We start from the raw sequence: 18006 nt of genomic DNA, 5'->3' as shown, positions 1-18006 counted from the left end.
GGCAGTTTGGTGCCCGGGCCCATCGAGCCCAGCACCCAGCGCTGCTGCCCCGTCGAGGCCGTGAACTCGTCCGCGACCTCGCGCGCGATCCGCGCACCCGCCTCCGAGAGCTCGAAGTTCCGGTCCGGGATGTCGTACTCCACCAGGGCCGCGTGGTTCGCACCGAAGGTGTTGGTCTCCACGCAGTCCACGCCCACCGCGAAGTAGGCCTCGTGGACCGAGCGCACGATGTCGGGGCGCGTCGCGTTCAGGACCTCGTTGCAGCCCTCCAGCTGCTCGAAGTCCTCCAGCGACGGGTCCTGCTCCTGGAGCATCGTCCCCATCGCGCCGTCCGCGACCACCACGCGGGTGGCCAGCGCCTGCCGGAGGGCGTTCGCCCGTTCCTGCGCGTCGGTCGTCATGTCAGCCGTCCCAGTCGCGGTGCGAGCAGCTCGGCGGAGTGGTCCCCGTACACCGCGCGGACGGTGGCGAGGAGGGCCGCGGGGCGGATCTCGTACGACTGCGAGCCCACGGCGGCGAGAACGAGGGCGGACATCGCACAGCCCAGCTGCGCCGCGGTCTCCAGCGGCAGCTGCCAACTGACCGCGGCCAGGAAACCGGAGCGGAAGGCGTCGCCGACGCCGGTGGGGTCCTCGGGGGTGATGCCGGGGACGGCGCGCACCGTGATCGTCGGGTCGCCCTTGCGGTCGATGCGCACGCCCTGGGCGCCCAGGGTGGTGACCCAGGTGCCGACCCGGTCGAGGACGTCGGTGTGGCTCCACTCTGCGCGTTCGCGCAGCAGGGCGGACTCGTACTCGTTGGTGAACAGCCAGGCCGCGCCGTCCACCAGGGTGCGCACCTGCGCGCCGGAGAGGCGGGCGAGCTGCTGGGAGGGGTCGGCGGCGAAGGGGATGCCCAGGGCGCGGGCCTGGTCGGTGTGGTGGATCATCGCCGCCGGGTCGTTCGGGGAGACGAGGACCAGGTCGAGGGGGGCCTGGGCGTGCAGGGGGTGCAGGTCGATCCGGTCGGCCTCGGCCATGGCGCCCGCGTAGAACGAGGCGATCTGGTTCGAATCCTGGTCGGTCATGCACATGAAGCGGGCGGTCTGGCGGTCGTCGGAGACGTACACCGCGCCGGTGTCGACCCCGTGTTCCTTGAGCCAGACCTCGTACTCGGCGAAGTCGGCGCCGACGGCGCCCGCGAGGAGCGGGCCGAGGCCCAGTCCGCCGAGCCCGTAGGAGATGTTGGCCGCCACTCCGCCCCGCCGGACCTCCAGCGTGTCGACGAGGAAGGACAACGAGACGTGTTCCAGCTGGTCGGGGAGCAGCTGGTCGACGAACCGGCCCGGGAAGGCCATGAGGTGATCTGTGGCGATGGATCCGGTCACCGCGATACGCACGTGGACTCCTGTGAGCTGATCTCGATGTCGGCGGGGCGAAGTGGGGAGGCGCAGGGGGCAGGGCAGGGGCGAGCAGGTGCTCAGACGCCGGCGGCGGCCTTCAGGGCTTCGGCGCGGTCGGTGCGCTCCCAGGTGAAGTCGGGGAGTTCGCGGCCGAAGTGGCCGTAGGCGGCGGTCTGCGCGTAGATCGGGCGCAGCAGGTCGAGGTCGCGGATGATCGCGGCCGGGCGCAGGTCGAAGACCGTGGAGATGGCCTCCTCGATGCGGTCGGTGGGCACGGTGTGGGTGCCGAAGGTCTCGACGAAGAGGCCGACAGGCTCGGCCTTGCCGATCGCGTAGGCGACCTGGACCTCGCAGCGGGTCGCGAGACCGGCGGCGACGACGTTCTTCGCGACCCAGCGCATCGCGTAGGCGGCGCTGCGGTCGACCTTGGACGGGTCCTTGCCGGAGAAGGCGCCGCCGCCGTGGCGGGCCATGCCGCCGTAGGTGTCGATGATGATCTTGCGGCCGGTGAGGCCGGCGTCGCCCATCGGGCCGCCGATCTCGAAGCGCCCGGTCGGGTTGACCAGCAGGCGGTAGCCCTCGGTGTCCAGCTTGATGCCGTCCTCCGCCAGCTGCCCCAGGACGTGCTCGACGACGATCCCGCGGATGTCGGGGGTGAGCAGCGCGTCGAGGTCGATGTCGGCGGCGTGCTGGGTGGAGACGACGACGGTGTCGAGGCGGACGGCCTTGTCGCCGTCGTACTCGATGGTGACCTGGGTCTTGCCGTCGGGACGCAGGTAGGGGATCGCGCCGTTCTTGCGGACCTCGGACAGGCGCCGCGAGAGCTTGTGCGCGAGGTGGATCGGGAGCGGCATCAGCTCGGGGGTCTCGTCGCAGGCGTAGCCGAACATCAGGCCCTGGTCGCCCGCGCCCTGCTTGTCCAGCTCGTCGCCCTCGCCATCCGTTCCGACACCCTCGACCCGGCTCTCGTACGCCGTGTCCACGCCCTGCGCGATGTCCGGGGACTGCGCGCCGATGGAGATCGAGACGCCGCAGGAGGCACCGTCGAAGCCCTTGCCGGAGGAGTCGTAGCCGATCTCCAGGATCTTCGCGCGGACGATGGCCGCGATCGGCGCGTACGCCTGGGTCGTCACTTCACCGGCTATGTGGACCAGGCCCGTGGTGATCAGCGTCTCGACGGCCACGCGGGAGGTGGGGTCCTCCGTGAGCAGGGCGTCGAGGATCGCGTCGCTGATCTGGTCGGCGATCTTGTCGGGGTGGCCCTCGGTGACGGACTCCGAGGTGAACAGACGGCGGGACATGTCACTCCTGGTGGATGGTCGGGTACGGACGATCGGGTGCGGGAGGTCGTAGGTGCGGGAGGCCGTAGGTGCGGGAGACGGTCGGTCGGCGGTCGGCGGGTCGGTCGGTGGGCGGGCGGGTCGGATGAGAGGTGTCCCCGATCGATCTTGTGCCATGGAAGAAGGAGGAGCGAGCCGCGCCCGGATACCCCCAACACGTTCGTGACATCAGAATCTGACGGGGCGTCAGAAGAATATCGACCCGCTCGGGTCTCACAGGGTGCGGATCGCGGACTCGGCGTGCCGCTTGGCCAGTTCGAGGACGGCCGTGCTCTCGCGGCCGAGCATCGCGCGTACGTGCGCACGCGCCCGGGGCAGATCGGCCCCCGGCCCGAGCACCTGCTCGACGTCGGACGCGCGCAGCAGCACGCTGTGGTGGGAGATCGCCGTCACGCCCGTTTCGTCGGGCAGCACGGACCACTCCCCGGTGTGCGCCTCGATCAGCGGCGGTGTCCTCGTCTGCTTGTGGACGATGCGGGCGGCGTGCGGGAAGCAGATCCGTACGGACTCGGTCTCCCGCGGCGGACCGCCGCCCTCGGCCAGGGTCTCCATCCGCACGCGCTGCACCCCCGGGACGTCCTCGCGGACCTCCGCGCGGGTGACGTGCGGGACCCGGCCGGGCCAGTCGGCCACCCCGTACAGGTAGTCGTAGACCAGCTCGGCCGGGCCGTGCACCCGGACGGAGTCCTCGAAGCCGAGCATCAGTCCGTCGATTTCGCGCCACCGCTCGGCGTTCTCCTTGAGCTGTTCCAGCTCGGCCCGGCTGTTGGTGTCGGTCGCGAGCAGCAGCCACGCGACGTCCCCCGGCGGGCCGGCGGCCACGGTGAACTCGTGCTCCAGGCGCAGCCGGCTGCGCCCGGTGCCGCGGGGTTCGACGGTCCAGGTCCCGGCCATGGTGACCGCGGGTGCGGCGGGGAGTTCCTGGAGGAAGTCGATGCGCGTGCGCGCGCTGTCCAGGGTCCGGTGCGAGAGCGCGGACCTGATGCTCCCGTTGGCGGTGAACCACATCCTGAACCGGTCGAGCACGCCGTCGAAATCGAGCCGTTCGACATGGATGCTCGACGCCGCGATCAACGGCCACTGCGTGGTGTCCGCGATCAGCCCGTAGACCACCCCGGCCGGCGCGGACACGTCGATCTCGTACGACGCGCGGTGCACTCGCTCACCCGACATCGGCTCAGCCTCCCTGACCTGTGGCCCCGACCCTCCTCCCCGGCGCCGGAGAGCCACCGGAAGTGCGCTTGAAGACGGGTCCGGGCGGCGCGGGGCGGGGCGGGGGCCGCATGGCCGGATCCTGCGGGTGCCCGTGCACGTGCACGTGCCGGTGCCGGTGCCGGTGCCGGTGCCGGTGCCGGTGCCGGTGCCGGTGCCGGTGCCGGTGCCGGTGACCCGGCCCACGAGCCCCGCCCCCGCCCCCGCCCCGCCGCTCACTCGTGACCCGACCCGTCCCCCGGCCCTTGGCCCTGCTGCTCGATCCGGGTGGTCACGGCCGCGGCCAGGGTCGCGATCGTGGGGGTCTCGTAGATCTGGCGAAGCCGGAGCTCGACGCCGTAGGTGCGGGAGAGCTGGCGGAGCATGTGGTGGGCGGCCAGTGAATCGCCGCCCAGCTCGAAGAAGTTGGCCTCCAACGGAGGGTCGGTGATCTTGAGGAGGGTCGCCCAGACTGCGCGCACCTCGTCCAGGACGGTGCGTACCCCGTCGTGGGATGTGAGGAACGTGAGCGAGGTGGTCATGGTGATCTCCTTGCGAGAACGTACGGACGCATGCGAAGTCATGGGGGACACGGCTGGACATGGTCTGTGCTCGTCACTCTCGCGGCCCGTGCTCGTCCGGCCCTTGAGTGCACGTCGAGTCGGGCTGCGGCCGCGGCGGCCCGAAGGAAACGGTCTACCGCACGCGGAAGTTGGCCATCATCCCCATGGCCGAGTGGTCCAGCAGGTGGCAGTGGTAGACGTACGTCCCCCGGTACGAGGCGAAGGTCGCGTGGAGTGTGACGGTCTCCCCCGGGAACAGCCGGACGGTGTCCTTCAACCCCGCCTCCGCCGGTCCGGCCGGGGCGCCGTTTCGCTCCAGCACCCGGAACTGGACCAGGTGCATGTGGAAGTTGTGCGGGATCAGCTTGTTGGCGTTGGTGACCGTCCAGACCTCCGAGGTGCCGTGGGCGACCGTCTGGTCGATGCGGTTCGGGTCGTAGGCCTGGCCGTCCATGAACCCCCGCGGTTCCTGGCGCCCGTCCTCGTCCATGCTGAGCACGATGGTGCGCCGCACCGCGGGCTTCGGCAGCGCCGCCACCGCGGGCAGCGTGCGCAGGGTGTCCGGCACCCGGCTCTGGTCGCCGGCCGTGCGCACGACGTCGAAGCGCAGCACCTTGCCGACCTGGTCGGGGGTGCCCGGGCCCAGGGTGTTCTCCAGGACGATCTTCGTGCCGACCGGGTAGCGGGAGAAGTCGATGACCACGTCCGCGCGCTCCGCCGGGGAGAGCCCGATGGTGTCCGTCGGGAAGGGGTGTTCCAGCAGCCCGCCGTCCGAGCCGATCTGGATCATCTGGCCGCCGTCCGACAGCTTGAGCTGGAAGAAGCGCATGTTGGAGGAGTTCAGCAGCCGGAAGCGGTACTTGCGGGCCGCGACCTCGACGTACGGGCTCGGGCGGCCGTTGGCGAGGATGGTGGTGCGGCCGAAGGCGTCGTCCATGACGTAGACGAGCTGGCCGTACTCGTCGAAGTGCGCGTCCCGCAGCGCGATGGGTATCTCGTACTGCCCCGACGGCAGCGGCAGTGCGCGTTCCGTCTCGTCCGAGAGCAGGTAGGAGCCGGACAGGCCGCGGTAGACGTGCTCCGACTCCATGTGGTGGGCGTGGTCGTGGAACCAGAGCGGGGCGCCCGGCTGCTGGTTCGGGTAGGTGTACGTGCGCGAGGTGCCGGGCGCGAAGGTGTCCATCGGGGAGCCGTCGTTGTCCTGGGTGACCGATCCGCCGTGCAGGTGGACGGCGACCGGCATGCCGAGCGTGTTGCGGTGGCGGACCACCACCTTGCGGCCGCTGCGCGCGCGCAGCACCGGTCCGGGGAAGCAGCCGTCGTACGTCAGGACCTTGGCCATGCCGCCGGGCAGGATCTCCCGTGACACCTCCTTGATCGTGACGGCGTAGGTGTCCTGCCCGCCCGAGGTCGAGACCGGGGTCAGCACCGGCAGGATCGGCATCCGCACCGAGAAGGGCGGCGGCACCGGCACCGCGACCGGTCTGGGCGCCACGCCCGGCGCCGTGTCGGCGGCTTGGGCGGTACGGGCGTCGAGCATCGGCGTCAGCGCGCCGCCGGTGATCAGTCCGGCACCGGCCGCGGCCAGGGCGCCGCCGAGCACTCTGCGTCTGGTGACCATGCGATGTCCTCCTGGAAGGGCTGAAAAGGGGTGGGCGGGAACGGCTCCCGCAGCCGTGCGCGGGTGTCGCACACGGCTTCGGCACGGGTGTCGCGCGGCGAGTGCACCAGACGCCTCTCGCACATCGCTGGAGCCCAGGTGGTGTGCGGCCGTCCGGCGTTGCGCGGGGCTTGCGTGGGCTCCGTATATCTGCTCGTGCGTACGTCGGACCGCGTACGCACCACTCGTGCCGCAGAGCGCGGCCACCGGGGGAGGCTCACCGTGGACCTGAACGACCTGCACGATCTGCGCGACTGGCTACCGCGCGCGCTCGGGGTCGCCGAGCGGTGGGGCGGCCAGTTCGGACCGTACGAGACGCACGACGCCCACCGCGTCGACCCCGATGCCTTCGACGGGGCCTTCGAGCGGCTCGCCAAGCGGATGGACCACAACTATCCTTTCTTCCACCCGCGTTACGCCGGACAGATGGTCAAGCCCCCGCACCCGGCGGCCGTCGTCGGCTACCTGACCGCGATGCTGTTCAACCCCAACAACCACGCCGCCGAGGGCGGGCCCGCGACGACCGAGATGGAACGCGAGGCCGTCGCCTCCCTCGCCGCCATGTTCGGCTTCGACGCGCACGTCGGGCACCTGACCACCAGCGGCACCATGGCCAACCTCGAAGCGCTGTACGTGGCCCGCCAGCTCCACCCGGACCGCGGGATCGCGTACAGCAGCGAATGCCACTACACCCACGAGCGGATGTGCCACGTCCTGGGCGTCGAGGGCCACCGGATCCCGGTCGACGGGCACGGGCGGATCGACCTGGACGCGCTGGAGGACGCCCTGCGCACCGGGCGGATCGGCACGGTCGTCGTCACCACCGGGACCACCGGGCTCGGCACCGTGGACCCGGTCCACGAGGTGGTCGCGATCGCCCGCCGGTACGGGGTGCGCGTCCACGTGGACGCGGCGTACGGCGGCTTCTACGCGATCCTGGGCCGGGCCGGGGCCGAGGGCTTCGACCCGCGGCCCTGGCGGGCCATCGCCGACTGCGACTCGGTGGTCGTGGACCCGCACAAGCACGGGCTCCAGCCCTACGGCTGCGGGGCGGTGCTCTTCCCGGACCCGCGCGCCGGACGGCACTTCGCCCACGACTCCCCGTACACCTACTTCACCGACGCCGACCTGCACCTCGGCGAGATCAGCCTGGAGTGCTCGCGGGCGGGCGCCGCGGCGTCCGCGCTGTGGCTGACCCTGGAGCTGCTCCCGCTCACCCCCGACGGCTTCGGCTCAATCCTCGCCGCGAACCGGCGGGCCGCGCTGCGCTGGGCCGACCTGATCACCGACTCGGCGGAGCTGGAGCTGTACCAGCGCCCCGACCTCGACATCGTCACCTACTTCCCGGCGACGGCGGACCGATCGCTGTCCGCGATCGACGCCGCCTCGGACCGGCTGCTGCGCGACGGCATGACGGCGGAGGCCGACCCGGTCTTCCTGAGCGTGCTGCGCGCCGACGCCGACGCGTTCGTACGGCGCCACCCGGGCGCGGTCCGCGACGCGGACGCGGCGCGCATCGTGCGCAGCGTCCTGATCAAGCCCGAGTCCGAGCTCTACCTCCCGACCCTGCACGCCCGCGTGGCGGCCCTGGCCGCGCACGGCCGTGCCACCTTCTGACCGGAGGACCCGACCATGACCACGTCCACGTCCCTGTCACCGTCCCTCTCACCCCAGCCGTCCTTATCCACCGGCACGCCCCTCGTGATGGGGCGCTCGGCGGTCACGCACCTCTCCACCCTCCTCGCCGTCGCCTTCCACCAGGACGCCCTGGCCCGGTGGATGGTCCCCGACGAGCAGGAGCGCGCGGAGCGCCTCCCCGGGTTCTTCCGGGCGTTCGTCGAGCTGTCCGCCGCCCACGGCGGGGTGTTCACCGGCCCGGACGGCGACGCCGTCCTGCTCTTCCTGCCGCCGGGTGCCGAACCGGACCCGGCGCGGCTGGCGGAGGCCGCCGCGGCCCTGGGCCCGTACGCCCCGGCGCTGCACACCATCGCGGCGCTCCAGGACGCACGCCACCCGCACGGCCCGCCGCACTACTACATCTCCTTCGCCGGGGTCCGCGCGGACCGCCAGCGGGACGGCCTGGTCTCGGCCCTGGTGGGCCGGTTGGCGGCGCGGGCCGACGCCGAGGGCGTCGGCCTGTACACGGAGGCCAGCTCGCCCGGCGGCGAGGCGGCGAGCCGGCGCGGCGGGTTCGAGCGGGTGGGCCCGGAGATCGTCCTGCCAGGGGGCGGACCCGCCCTGCGGCCGATGTGGAGGGAGGCGCGATGAGGGGCGACGACCTGATCCTGTCGTGGACCTCGGGCGAGGTCGCCCGGGGCGAGGTTCCGGCGGAGCACATCGGTCCGCTGCTGCAAGTGCTGATGTGGAGCCGGGAGTTCCTGGTCTCCAGCCATCCCGAGCTGGGCCGCTCCGGCCCGGTGTGTCCGTACACCGCGCCGGCGCTGCGCAAGGACCTCTTCCACCTGGCGATGCCGTCGGCGGACTGCGACGACCTCGCCTCGGCGGTGGACTCCCTGCGCACCCGGCACGCCACCCTCTCCGAGGGGCTCTCCGCCGAGGACCGGGAGCTGCTCACGATCCTCCTCGTCCTGCCGGGCTTCGACCCGACGGACTCGGTGGAGTTGGACGAGCTCCAGCGCAAGGCGAAGGACGAGTTCGTCGCGGAGGGCCTGATGATCGGCCAGTTCCACCCGGTCTGCGAGGAGCCCGGCCTCTACAACGAGTCCTTCCGCCCCCTGCGCTCCCCGCTCCCCCTCCTGGCCGTCCGCAAGCTCCTGGTCTTCGACCTGCCGTTCCTGGTCGGCGACGACCTCCACATGGACCACTACCTCCAGCGCTTCGCCCCGGCCATCCCCTCGCGCATCCGCGACCAACTGGTCAGCCGCGTGGTGGCGGCCTGACACCGGCCCCTGACCACGCCGATGCCCCCACCGCCGCCGGGCGGTGGGGGCATCGGTCACGAGCGGGCGGGCGGGCGAGCGAGCCGGGCTAGCGGACCGGCGCGCAGGTCTTGTCGTCGCCCTTGAGGCACACCCAGATCGTGACGTCCTTCACGTCGGCGCCGGTACCGCTCGACTTGAGCACCGGGTTCTTCGTGCGGTCCATGTGGTCGTCCCGCCAGGCGCCGTTCTCCCACTTGCGGTAGCTGACCCGGAGCTCGACGCCCTTCCCGTCGGCGCAGTTGTCCTTCGTCGTGAGGGTCCACTGCGTCTTGTAGAGCGGGTAGCCGCCGGCGTTGCCGGTCTGGAACCACTGGTAGTTGCCGCTGGCCTCGCCGCACCCGCCGACGGTCTTGCCCGAGACCGCGCCCCCGGACGCCTGCGCCGCCCCCGCTGCCCCGATGACCAGCCCGGCCGCTGCCACGGCCATCGTCACCTTGCGCGCGAGTGTCATGTTTCCCCCTGAAAGATCTGCCCGACATTCTTTGTTCCGACGGACAGGAACCTACGGCGGCGGCCCTTCCCAGCTCGCCCAACGGGAGGTTGATCCTCATCTCCTACCGAGGTGGGCGCGCCCGTACCACCAGGGGTGTAGACGGCACCGTTCGGGTGATGGTGAGGCCCGTGCGGGGGCCGGGATCCCGGGGACCTGTAGCTTCACCGTGACGGAGGAGAGGAGTACCGCTCCATGAGCACAGCACCGGTCGGCAACGGCGGGGGAGCTGCCGACTACAGCCTGGTGGGCGACCCGGAGCAGGCGCTGAAGTTCGCCATCCAGCACATCAAGAGCGATCGCGTGGAGATCATCGAGGGGGTCATCGACACCCTGTCGCCGTCTTGGGACCATGAGCGCGCCGTCGAGATCGTGCGCCGTCAGATCGTGGAACGCGTCGACGAACTCGACTGCCTCGGCGGCTCCGGGAACCTCGACCTGCCGGGGTCGCCCAATTGGTACGTGCCCGACATCGCCGTGGTCCCGGTCGAGCTGGCCAAGGGCAGCGGAGCGTTGCTGCCCGACCAGACCCTGCTCGTCGTAGAGGTGACCTCGAAGTCGAACGCCGAGACCGATCGGGTCGTCAAGCGCAAGCGGTACGCCGAGTACGGGGCTCCGCTGTACCTGCTCGTCGACCGGGTCGAGCGGAGCGTCAGCGTGTTCTCCGAGCCCGGCCCGCTCGGCTACACCCGCGCGGACGGGCCACACCCCTTCGGGGTCCCGGTCCGGCTGCCCGAGCCGTTCGGGATCGTGCTCGACACGTCGGGGCTCTAGGCGCGCGGCCCGCGGACGTCACGCGGGCAGGGCCGCCGTGAGGTCGACCTCGATCAGTTGGCCGGTGAAGCCCAGTTGTGCCACCCCCAGCAGCGTGCTCGCGGTGGTGAAGGCGGGGCCGATGGCGGAAGCGGTGAGGCGGCGCCAGGCGGCGCCCAGGGCCGGGACCTCGGCGCTGACCACGTAGATCACCGAGCGGACGACGTGGTCCGGCCGGGCGCCGACCGCGCTCAGGGCGGCGAGGGCGTTGGCCGCCACCTGGTCGATCTGCGCGTCGAGGTCGCCCGGACCCACCAGCGCACCGGAACGGTCCAGCGGGCACTGCCCGGCCAGGAACGCCGTTCGACCCGCCTCCACCACCGTGATGTGGTGGTACCCCGGGGTCGGGTGGAGCTCCTCGGGATTGATGCGCGTGATCTCGGATGCCATGCGGGCGAGTCTGGCCGTCCGGCCGACACCGCGCACCGGGTTTTCGTCCGAACCGAACCGGAACCCCGTTGCCCACGGTGTCGGTGATCACTAGGGTCGGGCGGGTGACTGCCGGGTCGGCCTTGGGCCATGCACGAGTGGGGTTCCCGGCCTCGGAGTGATCCCGGGGCGGGGCAGGGCGCCGCCGCACCCTCCGCGACTTCCTGAGCCCTGCCCAGTGATCCCAGACCCGGAGAGACCCCCGCCCATGCAGAACGCACCGCAGCACCCGACCCCGAACCCGCACGCGCCGAGCGCGAACGTCGTCCGGCTCGACCACACCGTCGTCCACGCCCGGGACCGGCAGTTGTCGGCCGAGTTCCTCGCCGTGGTCCTGGGGCTGGCGGTGGGCGCGCCCTTCGGGCCGTTCCTCCCCGTCGACCTCGGCAACGGCGTCACGCTCGACTACTACGAGATGCGGGACGAGCCGATCCAGCCGCAGCACTACGCCTTCCTCGTGCCCGAAGAGCGCTTCGACGAGGTGATCGCCCGCCTCGACGCGGTCGGCGTCACCTACTACGCCGATCCGCACCACGGCGAACCGGGCCGGATCAACCGGCTGTTCGGCGGTCGGGGCGCCTACTTCGCCGACCCCGACGGCCACAACATGGAGGTCATGACCCGGCCCTACGCCCGCCCCGTCAGGTAGCGGTGAAGAACCGCCACTGCTGGTTGTGGTCGTCGCCGTCCAGACAGGTCCACTGGTGGATGATCGCTCCGTCGTCGTGGGAACGCCCGCTCACGTCCATGCACTTGCCGCTGCGGCGGTTCTTCAGCTTGAAGTACTCGGGGACCGTCTGCGTGGCGACGTACTCCCACAGCTGGCTGTCCGTCCCGCCGCAGCGGTACTGCTGGAGGCGCGCCCCTTCGGCCGAGGAGCCGTCGAAGACGTCCAGGCACTTGCCGCTGTTGACGTTCTTCACCTTCCAATAGCCACCGCTGCGCTCGAAGGTCCACTTCTGGTTCAGGTCGTTGTCGAGTCGGCAGCTCCACTGGTGGACGACGGCGCCGTCGTCCTTCGACCAGTCCTTGACGTCGGCGCACTTGTCGGAGAGCCGGCTGACGAGTTTGGTCTGGCCGGACGGCGGCGCCGCCGCCCCGCATCCGGGTCTTGGTCACGGGCCCGGTTCTAAGGGGCCGCGGACCGCGGCCACAAGACGTCCCCGAGCCCGACCACCCGTACGGCGGCATCGATTCGCCCGCAGAAACGGCACGCCCGGCGAGCGCGCGAACCGCGGGCGGACCCTACCGCGACCCCAGCAGGCATTCCTCCAGGAAGGCCAGGACGCGCAGGTGGTAGGCGGTGGCCGTGTGGCCCAGGCTGATGTTGTGGCCCGCGGCGGCCAGGTGGTCGACGGTGACCCTCGGGGTGGCGGTCAGGCGGGCGGTCATGGCCGTCAGGGCGGCTTCGGACAGGTCCCACCAGGCCTCGTGCTGCGCGAAGGTGAGGCGGACCGGTATGCGGACCTCGGGGGCCAGGGCCTCGAACTGGCGCGGCCACCACATCGTTTCCGCCGACTCCCGCGGCGGGGTCGGCGCGAGCAGGGCGCGGCTCGCCTGGAAGGTGCCGCGCGGGTAGAGCCCGAGGGGGCCCCAGTTGAGCTTGGTGGCGCCGCCGCCCAGGGTGGACGGGAAGTGCAGAGCGGCGGGGTCGTAGTGGTAACCCACGCCGGAGGCGTCGAGGCCGAGCAGGGGCGGTGCGTCCGCGCCGCCGGCGGCCGTGTGCAGGGCGACCTTGCCGCCGTCGGAGTGGCCGAGCAGGAAGACCCCCGCGCCCAGGTCGTGCGTGCGGGCGTGTTCCTTCAGGGCGGCCCGGAGGGTCTCCGCCTGGTCGGCCAGGTTCTGCCCCTCGGGGAGGTCGCGGGCCGAGTCGCCGTAGCCGGGGCGGTCCACGGCCAGGACGGCGTGGCCGAGGCGGGTGGCCAGCGGGGCGAAGGCGTCCCAGTACCCGGCCCGCATGCCGCGGCCGTGGATGGCGAGGATGGTGGCGCGGGGCGCGCCGCTCGCGGGGAGCGCGAGCCGGGCGGAGAGGCGGATCCCCGCTCCGGTCAGGGTGTGCTCCGTAAGCGTGCTGCCCGCGTCCTGCGCCAGCGTGCTCATCGGACGGCCAGGTCTTTGCGGGCGCCGACCACCGCGTCCATCCACCCGATCGGCGAGCGGGTGCGCAGCAGGGAGGTGCCGACCAGGAGGCCGGCGAAGCCCGCGTCCAGCAGTTCGGCGGCGGTCGCGGGGCCGTTGATGCCGCTGGCGCTGACCGGGGCCGGGGTGCCCGTCGCGCGGACCGCCGGCAGCAGGTCGAGGCTGCGGTGCAGGTCACCGGCGTCGCGTTCGCGCGTCTTGATGTCCTTGTTGTTGACCGCGATCACGCATTCCTCGGGGTGGTGGATCCCCTCCAGCTCGGCCTCGGTGGTGATCTCGACGAAGGGGGTGAGCCCGGCCAGCAGGCACTCCGTGACCAGGGTGCGCATGCTCGACTCGGGCAGCAGCGCGGCGGTCAACAGGACGGCGGAGGCGCCGAGTTCCTTGGCCGCGCGGATCTGGTCCTTGCGGGTGATGAAGTCCTTCTGGAGCAGCGGCAGGTCGGTCATCGCGGCGACGTCGCGCAGCAGGGCGGGCGAACCGCCGAACCAGCGGCCGGTGACCACCGAGATGCAGGGGGCGCCCGCGCTCTCGTACGCGCCGACGATCGCGGCCGGGGTGCGGCCGCCGAGGAGGTCGTAGCCGTGCGCGTCGCGCCGCTTGACCTCCATCACCACGGGGGTCGGGGAGTCGAGGAGGGCCTCTAGGAAGGGGAAGCCGGTCCGGTTCTGCTTCGTCATCGCGACAGCTCCAGGTCAAGGGGAGGAGGTGAGGCCGGGAGGGGTGCGCCAGGCGCGGGCCAGGGCTGCGATCTCGGGGATCCCGAAGGACCCGGTGGTCCGGTCGCGGGCCGCGGTGTCCACGTCGATCCCGCGGAAGCCGGGGTGGCGCACGACCTCGTCGTAGGCGGGCCGGTTGGCCGGGTCGAGGCCGCCGGCGAGCAGGAACGGGCGGGTGAGGCGGGGCAGCAGGGCCAGTACGTCGGCCGGGTCGAGGGTGCGGCCGGTGGAGCCGATCCGGCCGTCCTCGGTGGCGGTGTCGAGGAGGAAGAGGTCCGTCCCGGCGCGTTCGTAGGCCCCGATGAGCGGGCGCTCGACGCAGCCGCCCCCGCCCGGGGTCACGTGGAGCACCTTGACGATGCCGACCTCCGCCGGGAGCGCTTCGCGCAGCGCCCGTACGACCGCGGGCGGTTGGTAGGCGTGGAGCTGGATCCAGCCGACCCCCGTGCGGCGGGTCAGCTCCGTCAGTTCCCCGGTGTCGGCCAGGAAGGTGACCAGGACCGGCAGGAGGCCGGCCGCCCGGGTCCGCGCCGCGAGGGCCGCGAAGTCGTCCCGGTCCAGCTCGCGGGGGCCGCCGGGTACGCCGTGCCAGAGCCCGACGCAGTCCGCTCCGGCGGCCGCCGCGGCCTCCACGTCCCCCGCCGCCGTGGCTCCGCAGACCTTGAGCAGCGTCCGGGCCAGGGTGGCGGCGGAGGGGCCCCCGGGCGGAGCGGCCGAGGCAGCCGGAACCGCGGTCCCGGTGGTCATTTGCCGAGTCCCAGCATGGAGGCGATGCGGTTGTACTGGATCTCGTTGGTACCGGAGTAGATCGTGCCGCCCACGGCGTTGCGCACGTCGATCTCCAGCCCGTACTCCGCCATGTAGCCGTGGCCGCCGAAGACCTGCACGGCGGTGAGGCTGGTGGCGAGGTTGCTCTCGCTGGTGACGAGCTTGGAGATGGCGAGGTCGACGGTGATGTTCTCGCCCGCCTCCAGCTTCTCGCCCGTGTCGTAGAGCCACTTGCGGGCGGTCTCCAGTTGGATCTTCGTGTCGACGATCTTGTTGGCGATCGACTGGTACGAGCCGATCGACTTGCCGAACGACCTGCGCGTCCTGGCGTATTCGACGCACCGGTCGAGGCGGTGCTGCATCTCGCCGACATTGACGATGAAGGAGTAGAGGATCTCCCGCTTCATGACGTGGTCCAGGACCATGAACCCGCCGCCGACCCGGCCGAGGACCGCGGTCCTGGGGACCCGTACGTCGTCGAAGAAGAGCTCGCAGAGCGGCGAGGTCCGCAGCCCCATCTTCTTGAGCGGCTTGCCCGCGGTGATCCCGGGGGTGTTCCGGTCCACCAGGAACGCGGTGGTGCCCAGCGGTCCGCCGTCCGGATGGGTGCGGGCGTAGACCACGATCACGTCCGCGACGGGGCCGTTGCTGACAAAGACCTTGCTGCCGTTGATGACGAAGTCGTCGCCGTCCCGGATCGCCCGCGTGGTCATCGCCATGGCGTCCGATCCGCCCTCGGCCTCGGTGATGGCGTGGGCGCCGATCGCCTCGCCCGAGGCGATCAGGGGCAGGTACCGCTCCTTCTGCTCGGGGGTCCCGAACTGCTGGACGGGGACTCCGGTCGAGCAGATCGAGGTGGTGACGGAGAAGCTGAGGCCGGAGTCCCGGTTGTACTCGCCGAGCCCTTCCAGCACGTACATGGTGGTGAGGACCGACTGGCCGAGGCCGCCGTACTGCTCGTCGAAGGGCAGGGAGAGGATCCCGGTCTTCTGGACGAGCTTCCACTTGTCGTCCGAGAAGGCGGACTTCTCGTCGAGTTCGATGTGGTCCGCGCTGAGGGCGTCTCCCCATCGTTCCAGGCCCTCGCGCAGGTCTGCCTGGTCGGAATTCCAACGGATCACGACGGACCCCTTTGACTAGTGGTGTGTCTGCGGGTGCCGGGCCGCCCGGGTCTGCGCGGTGGCAGGTGGTCCTCGGGCGGCCCGCGGGCGGTTCAGTAGGCCGAGGAGCTGTGGGCGTCGAGGTTGTGCACCTCGTTGCCGCGCAGGGCGGGCGAGAAGACGCAGACCAGGCGCAGGTCCTCGTCGGGGCTGGCGACCAGGAAGTGGGCGTCGTGCTGGTCGAGCGCGTACATCCGGCCGGGGACGATCTCGTGCGAGGTGCCGTCGAGCTCGATGACCTCGCCGGAGCCGGCGATGCAGTAGCACGCCTCCAGGTGGTTGACGTACTCCAGGCGGGACTTGGTGCCGGCCAGCACGACCGTGTCGGTCAGCGTGTAGCCGAGGCCGTCCTCGGCCAGGAGGAAGCGGCGGCTCAGGCCGTTGCCCCACTCGACGGTCTTCACGGACTCGATGTCACGAACGATCATGGCGAACTCCTGAGGTGTGAGGGCGAGCGGAGGGGGACGGTACGAGCGGTACGAGCGGTACGCGTGTGCAGGTCAGGCGGGTCAGGCGGGTCAGGAAAGTCAGGTGGTCGGCAGGACCGAGCGGACGAACTCGCGGAAGGCCGTGGGCACGTCGCGCCCGTCCTGCTGGGCCCGTTCCACGGCGGCCACGGCGGCCGAGCCGATGATCGCGGCGTCGGCGCCGCTGGCCCCGACGGCCGCCACGTCCTGGCGGGTGTTGACCCCGAAGCCGACGGCGATCGGGGCCCCGGTGTGCGCCCGCAGGGCGGTCACGGTGTCGGCGAGCGCGGCGTGCCCGGTGGCGGGGGCCGTGCCGCTGCGCCCGTAGTGGGCGACGAGGTAGAGGTAGGCCGAGGCGGCGGCTGCCGCCTGCGCCCGGGTGTCGGCGGGACTGCTCGTGTAGCAGGTGGTCACCACCGGGAGCCCGGCCTCGGCGGCCGATTCCAGGTGCTCCGCACGGAGCCGGGGCGGCAGGGCGTGGACGAGGAGTCCGTCGGCGCCCGACGCCGCGATCTCGCGGGTGACGGCGCCGAGGTCGCGGTCCCCGAGGGAGTACCTCCAGTCGGTGAGCAGGGCGATCCGGGTGTGGGTCAGGTGCGGCCGTACGTCCGCCACGAAGGCGAGTACGTCGTCCAGGGCGGCCCCGCCCCGCTCCAGCGCCCGGCGCGCGGAGCGCCGGATGACGGGGCCGTCGGTGACCGAGTCCGGGAAGGGCACGGCCAGTTCGAGGCAGTCCACGCCCTCCTCGTCCAGCATCAGGACGAGGTCGCGCAGGACCGGGAGCGGCGGGTCGCCCGCGTTGAGGAAGAGGGCGAGCCCGGGGGCGCCGTCGGGGGTCCGGCGCCCCGGGAAGAACGGCGCGGGAAGCAGCGCGGGGGGCGTGGTCTCAGGCACGGGACACCGCCCGGGTGCGCTGCGCCGGAGCCGGCTTGGGGGCCGCGGCCATGCGCTCGGCCAGGTCCCGGGCGGCGCCCGAGAGGATCGCGCCCTGGGCCAGGGCGACCGCGGAGGGCCAGTCGCGGCGGGTGCCCTCGGCCACCAGCAGGGCCGCGGCCCCGAGGGCGACCGTACGGCTGGCCACCGCCCCCGCCGTGCCGGAGAGCACGGAGAGGAAGTGCGAGACGGCGTCGGCCGGGTCGGCCACCGGCCGCAGGTCCCCGAAGGAGCCGTCGCCCGGGGCGAGTTCGCCGGGCCTGATGATCCGGGTCATGGCACGCTCCCCGTAGACGGTGTTGGTGGCGAAGGGCAGCAGCTCGTCCGCCCCGGTGTCGTTCGCGGTGAGCCAGATCCGCCGGGTGAGGGTGGACGCGGCCAGTCGGCGCAGGGTCTCCAGCGGTGCGGCGGCGGAGACCCCGGTGATCTGGGCGGCCACCGGGAGGTCGGCGAGGAAGGGCCCGAGCGCGTTCAGGAAGCGCCCGAAGGGCTTCATGCTCAGCGGGGCCACGGTGCGCGCCAGCCGGGTCAGTTGCGCCGGGTAGACGAAGGGACCGGCGAAGGCGATCCCGTACGCGGCGAGGGTGTCCTCGGTCTGGGCGTAGGAGGAGGTGAGGCGGACCCCGAGCCGTTCCAGCAGGTCGACGGAGCCGAGCGAGCTGGTGTAGGCGCGGGAGCCGGTCTTGACCACCTTCACCCCGGCCGCCGCGGCGACGAAGGCCGAGGCGGTGGAGATGTTGAAGGTGCGGGGGCCGCCGCCGGTCCCGACGACGTTGACGGTGCCCTCCCAGGGGCCCGTCACCGTCGTCGGCGGACGGCGCTCGGCGAGCGAGTCGAGCAGGTGGCGCAGGGTGTCGTGGTCGGGGAGCCGGCTGGTCAGCGAGGCCAGCAGGCCGACGACCTGAGCGGTGTCGAGGCCGCCTTCGGCCAGCTGGTCCCACCAGGAACCCCAGGTCTCGCGCCCGATCGGTGCCTGCTGTTCCAGCAGGCCGGTGAGTGCCTCGTGCACGG

The 18006-nt window shown here is 72.1% G+C and carries 21 protein-coding genes; 5 read left to right on the top strand and 16 right to left on the bottom strand.

The annotated features are described in order from the left end of the window. From ACIBEA_RS38645 to ACIBEA_RS38620, 6 genes are all read right to left on the bottom strand, one after another. The coding region (locus ACIBEA_RS38645; RefSeq protein WP_399268079.1) for a homocysteine S-methyltransferase family protein at positions 1-401 on the bottom strand (401 nt) is incomplete at its 3' end. Further along, positions 398-1378 (bottom strand): carbohydrate kinase family protein, encoded by a 981-nt coding sequence (locus ACIBEA_RS38640; protein WP_399268077.1) that lies wholly within the window; start codon positions 1376-1378, stop codon positions 398-400. The genes ACIBEA_RS38640 and ACIBEA_RS38645, both read right to left, overlap by 4 nt. Positions 1379-1458: 80 nt before the next feature. Then, on the bottom strand, positions 1459-2682 hold the full coding sequence (gene metK / locus ACIBEA_RS38635) for a methionine adenosyltransferase (protein ID WP_399268075.1): 1224 nt from the start codon (positions 2680-2682) through the stop codon (positions 1459-1461). A gap of 252 nt (positions 2683-2934) precedes the next feature. Then, the gene (locus ACIBEA_RS38630) at positions 2935-3894 is read right to left on the bottom strand and encodes an aromatase/cyclase (protein WP_399268073.1); all 960 of its coding nucleotides are present in this window, start codon (positions 3892-3894) and stop codon (positions 2935-2937) included. Positions 3895-4148: 254 nt separating this feature from the next. Further along, positions 4149-4454 (bottom strand): acyl carrier protein, encoded by a 306-nt coding sequence (locus tag ACIBEA_RS38625; RefSeq protein WP_399268071.1) that lies wholly within the window; start codon positions 4452-4454, stop codon positions 4149-4151. Positions 4455-4608: 154 nt separating this feature from the next. After that, positions 4609-6096 (bottom strand): multicopper oxidase family protein, encoded by a 1488-nt coding sequence (locus tag ACIBEA_RS38620; protein ID WP_399268069.1) that lies wholly within the window; start codon positions 6094-6096, stop codon positions 4609-4611. 261 nt (positions 6097-6357) lie between these two features. On the opposite strand from ACIBEA_RS38620, the gene ACIBEA_RS38615 reads away from it, so the two are divergent. The 3 genes from ACIBEA_RS38615 to ACIBEA_RS38605 are packed head-to-tail and all read left to right on the top strand — an operon-like array spanning position 6358 to position 9035. Further along, complete coding sequence (locus ACIBEA_RS38615; RefSeq protein ID WP_399268067.1) at positions 6358-7752, top strand: pyridoxal phosphate-dependent decarboxylase family protein; 1395 nt, start codon at positions 6358-6360, stop codon at positions 7750-7752. A gap of 15 nt (positions 7753-7767) precedes the next feature. After that, positions 7768-8403, top strand: coding sequence for a hypothetical protein (locus ACIBEA_RS38610; protein ID WP_399268065.1), 636 nt, complete (start codon positions 7768-7770; stop codon positions 8401-8403). After that, on the top strand, positions 8400-9035 hold the full coding sequence (locus ACIBEA_RS38605; RefSeq protein WP_399268063.1) for a DUF6875 domain-containing protein: 636 nt from the start codon (positions 8400-8402) through the stop codon (positions 9033-9035). Before ACIBEA_RS38610 ends, ACIBEA_RS38605 begins: the two co-directional genes overlap by 4 nt. A gap of 88 nt (positions 9036-9123) precedes the next feature. On the opposite strand, the gene ACIBEA_RS38600 is transcribed toward ACIBEA_RS38605, so the two are convergent. Continuing rightward, positions 9124-9528 (bottom strand): Tat pathway signal protein, encoded by a 405-nt coding sequence (locus ACIBEA_RS38600; protein WP_399268061.1) that lies wholly within the window; start codon positions 9526-9528, stop codon positions 9124-9126. A gap of 234 nt (positions 9529-9762) precedes the next feature. Between ACIBEA_RS38600 and ACIBEA_RS38595 the strand changes: the two genes are divergently transcribed. Then, positions 9763-10341: a Uma2 family endonuclease gene (locus ACIBEA_RS38595; protein ID WP_399268059.1), complete on the top strand. Its 579-nt coding sequence runs from the start codon at positions 9763-9765 to the stop codon at positions 10339-10341. 18 nt (positions 10342-10359) lie between these two features. On the opposite strand, the gene ACIBEA_RS38590 is transcribed toward ACIBEA_RS38595, so the two are convergent. Continuing rightward, on the bottom strand, positions 10360-10770 hold the full coding sequence (locus tag ACIBEA_RS38590; RefSeq protein WP_399268057.1) for a RidA family protein: 411 nt from the start codon (positions 10768-10770) through the stop codon (positions 10360-10362). A gap of 247 nt (positions 10771-11017) precedes the next feature. On the opposite strand from ACIBEA_RS38590, the gene ACIBEA_RS38585 reads away from it, so the two are divergent. Beyond that, positions 11018-11458: a VOC family protein gene (locus ACIBEA_RS38585; RefSeq protein WP_399268056.1), complete on the top strand. Its 441-nt coding sequence runs from the start codon at positions 11018-11020 to the stop codon at positions 11456-11458. Here ACIBEA_RS38585 and ACIBEA_RS38580 read toward each other — a convergent pair. The 8 genes from ACIBEA_RS38580 to ACIBEA_RS38545 form a co-directional block, all read right to left on the bottom strand. Further along, positions 11451-11777, bottom strand: coding sequence for an RICIN domain-containing protein (locus tag ACIBEA_RS38580; protein WP_399268085.1), 327 nt, complete (start codon positions 11775-11777; stop codon positions 11451-11453). The genes ACIBEA_RS38585 and ACIBEA_RS38580 overlap by 8 nt on opposite strands. Positions 11778-12054: 277 nt before the next feature. Continuing rightward, complete coding sequence (locus ACIBEA_RS38575) at positions 12055-12909, bottom strand: alpha/beta hydrolase (protein WP_399268054.1); 855 nt, start codon at positions 12907-12909, stop codon at positions 12055-12057. Beyond that, entirely contained in the window at positions 12906-13628 is a 723-nt protein-coding gene (locus ACIBEA_RS38570; protein ID WP_399268052.1) for an indole-3-glycerol-phosphate synthase, read from the bottom strand. Before ACIBEA_RS38570 ends, ACIBEA_RS38575 begins: the two co-directional genes overlap by 4 nt. Before the next feature lie 15 nt (positions 13629-13643). Continuing rightward, on the bottom strand, positions 13644-14414 hold the full coding sequence (locus tag ACIBEA_RS38565; protein WP_399268050.1) for an N-(5'-phosphoribosyl)anthranilate isomerase: 771 nt from the start codon (positions 14412-14414) through the stop codon (positions 13644-13646). After that, positions 14411-15556 (bottom strand): acyl-CoA dehydrogenase family protein, encoded by a 1146-nt coding sequence (locus tag ACIBEA_RS38560; RefSeq protein WP_399268048.1) that lies wholly within the window; start codon positions 15554-15556, stop codon positions 14411-14413. The genes ACIBEA_RS38565 and ACIBEA_RS38560 overlap by 4 nt, the downstream gene beginning before the upstream one ends. Positions 15557-15648: 92 nt before the next feature. Then, a complete protein-coding gene (locus ACIBEA_RS38555) occupies positions 15649-16023 on the bottom strand; it encodes an ectoine synthase (RefSeq protein ID WP_330335463.1) in 375 nt (124 codons plus the stop codon). A gap of 99 nt (positions 16024-16122) precedes the next feature. Then, the gene (gene trpA / locus ACIBEA_RS38550) at positions 16123-16956 is read right to left on the bottom strand and encodes a tryptophan synthase subunit alpha (protein WP_399268046.1); all 834 of its coding nucleotides are present in this window, start codon (positions 16954-16956) and stop codon (positions 16123-16125) included. Further along, the gene (locus ACIBEA_RS38545; RefSeq protein WP_399268044.1) at positions 16949-18004 is read right to left on the bottom strand and encodes a hypothetical protein; all 1056 of its coding nucleotides are present in this window, start codon (positions 18002-18004) and stop codon (positions 16949-16951) included. The genes trpA and ACIBEA_RS38545 overlap by 8 nt, the downstream gene beginning before the upstream one ends. Between the last annotated feature and the right edge of the window lie 2 nt (positions 18005-18006).

Source organism: Streptomyces sp. NPDC051555 (assembly GCF_044454405.1).
Classification (GTDB): Bacteria; Actinomycetota; Actinomycetes; order Streptomycetales; family Streptomycetaceae; genus Streptomyces.
This window is presented reverse-complemented; position numbering and strand designations above follow the sequence as displayed.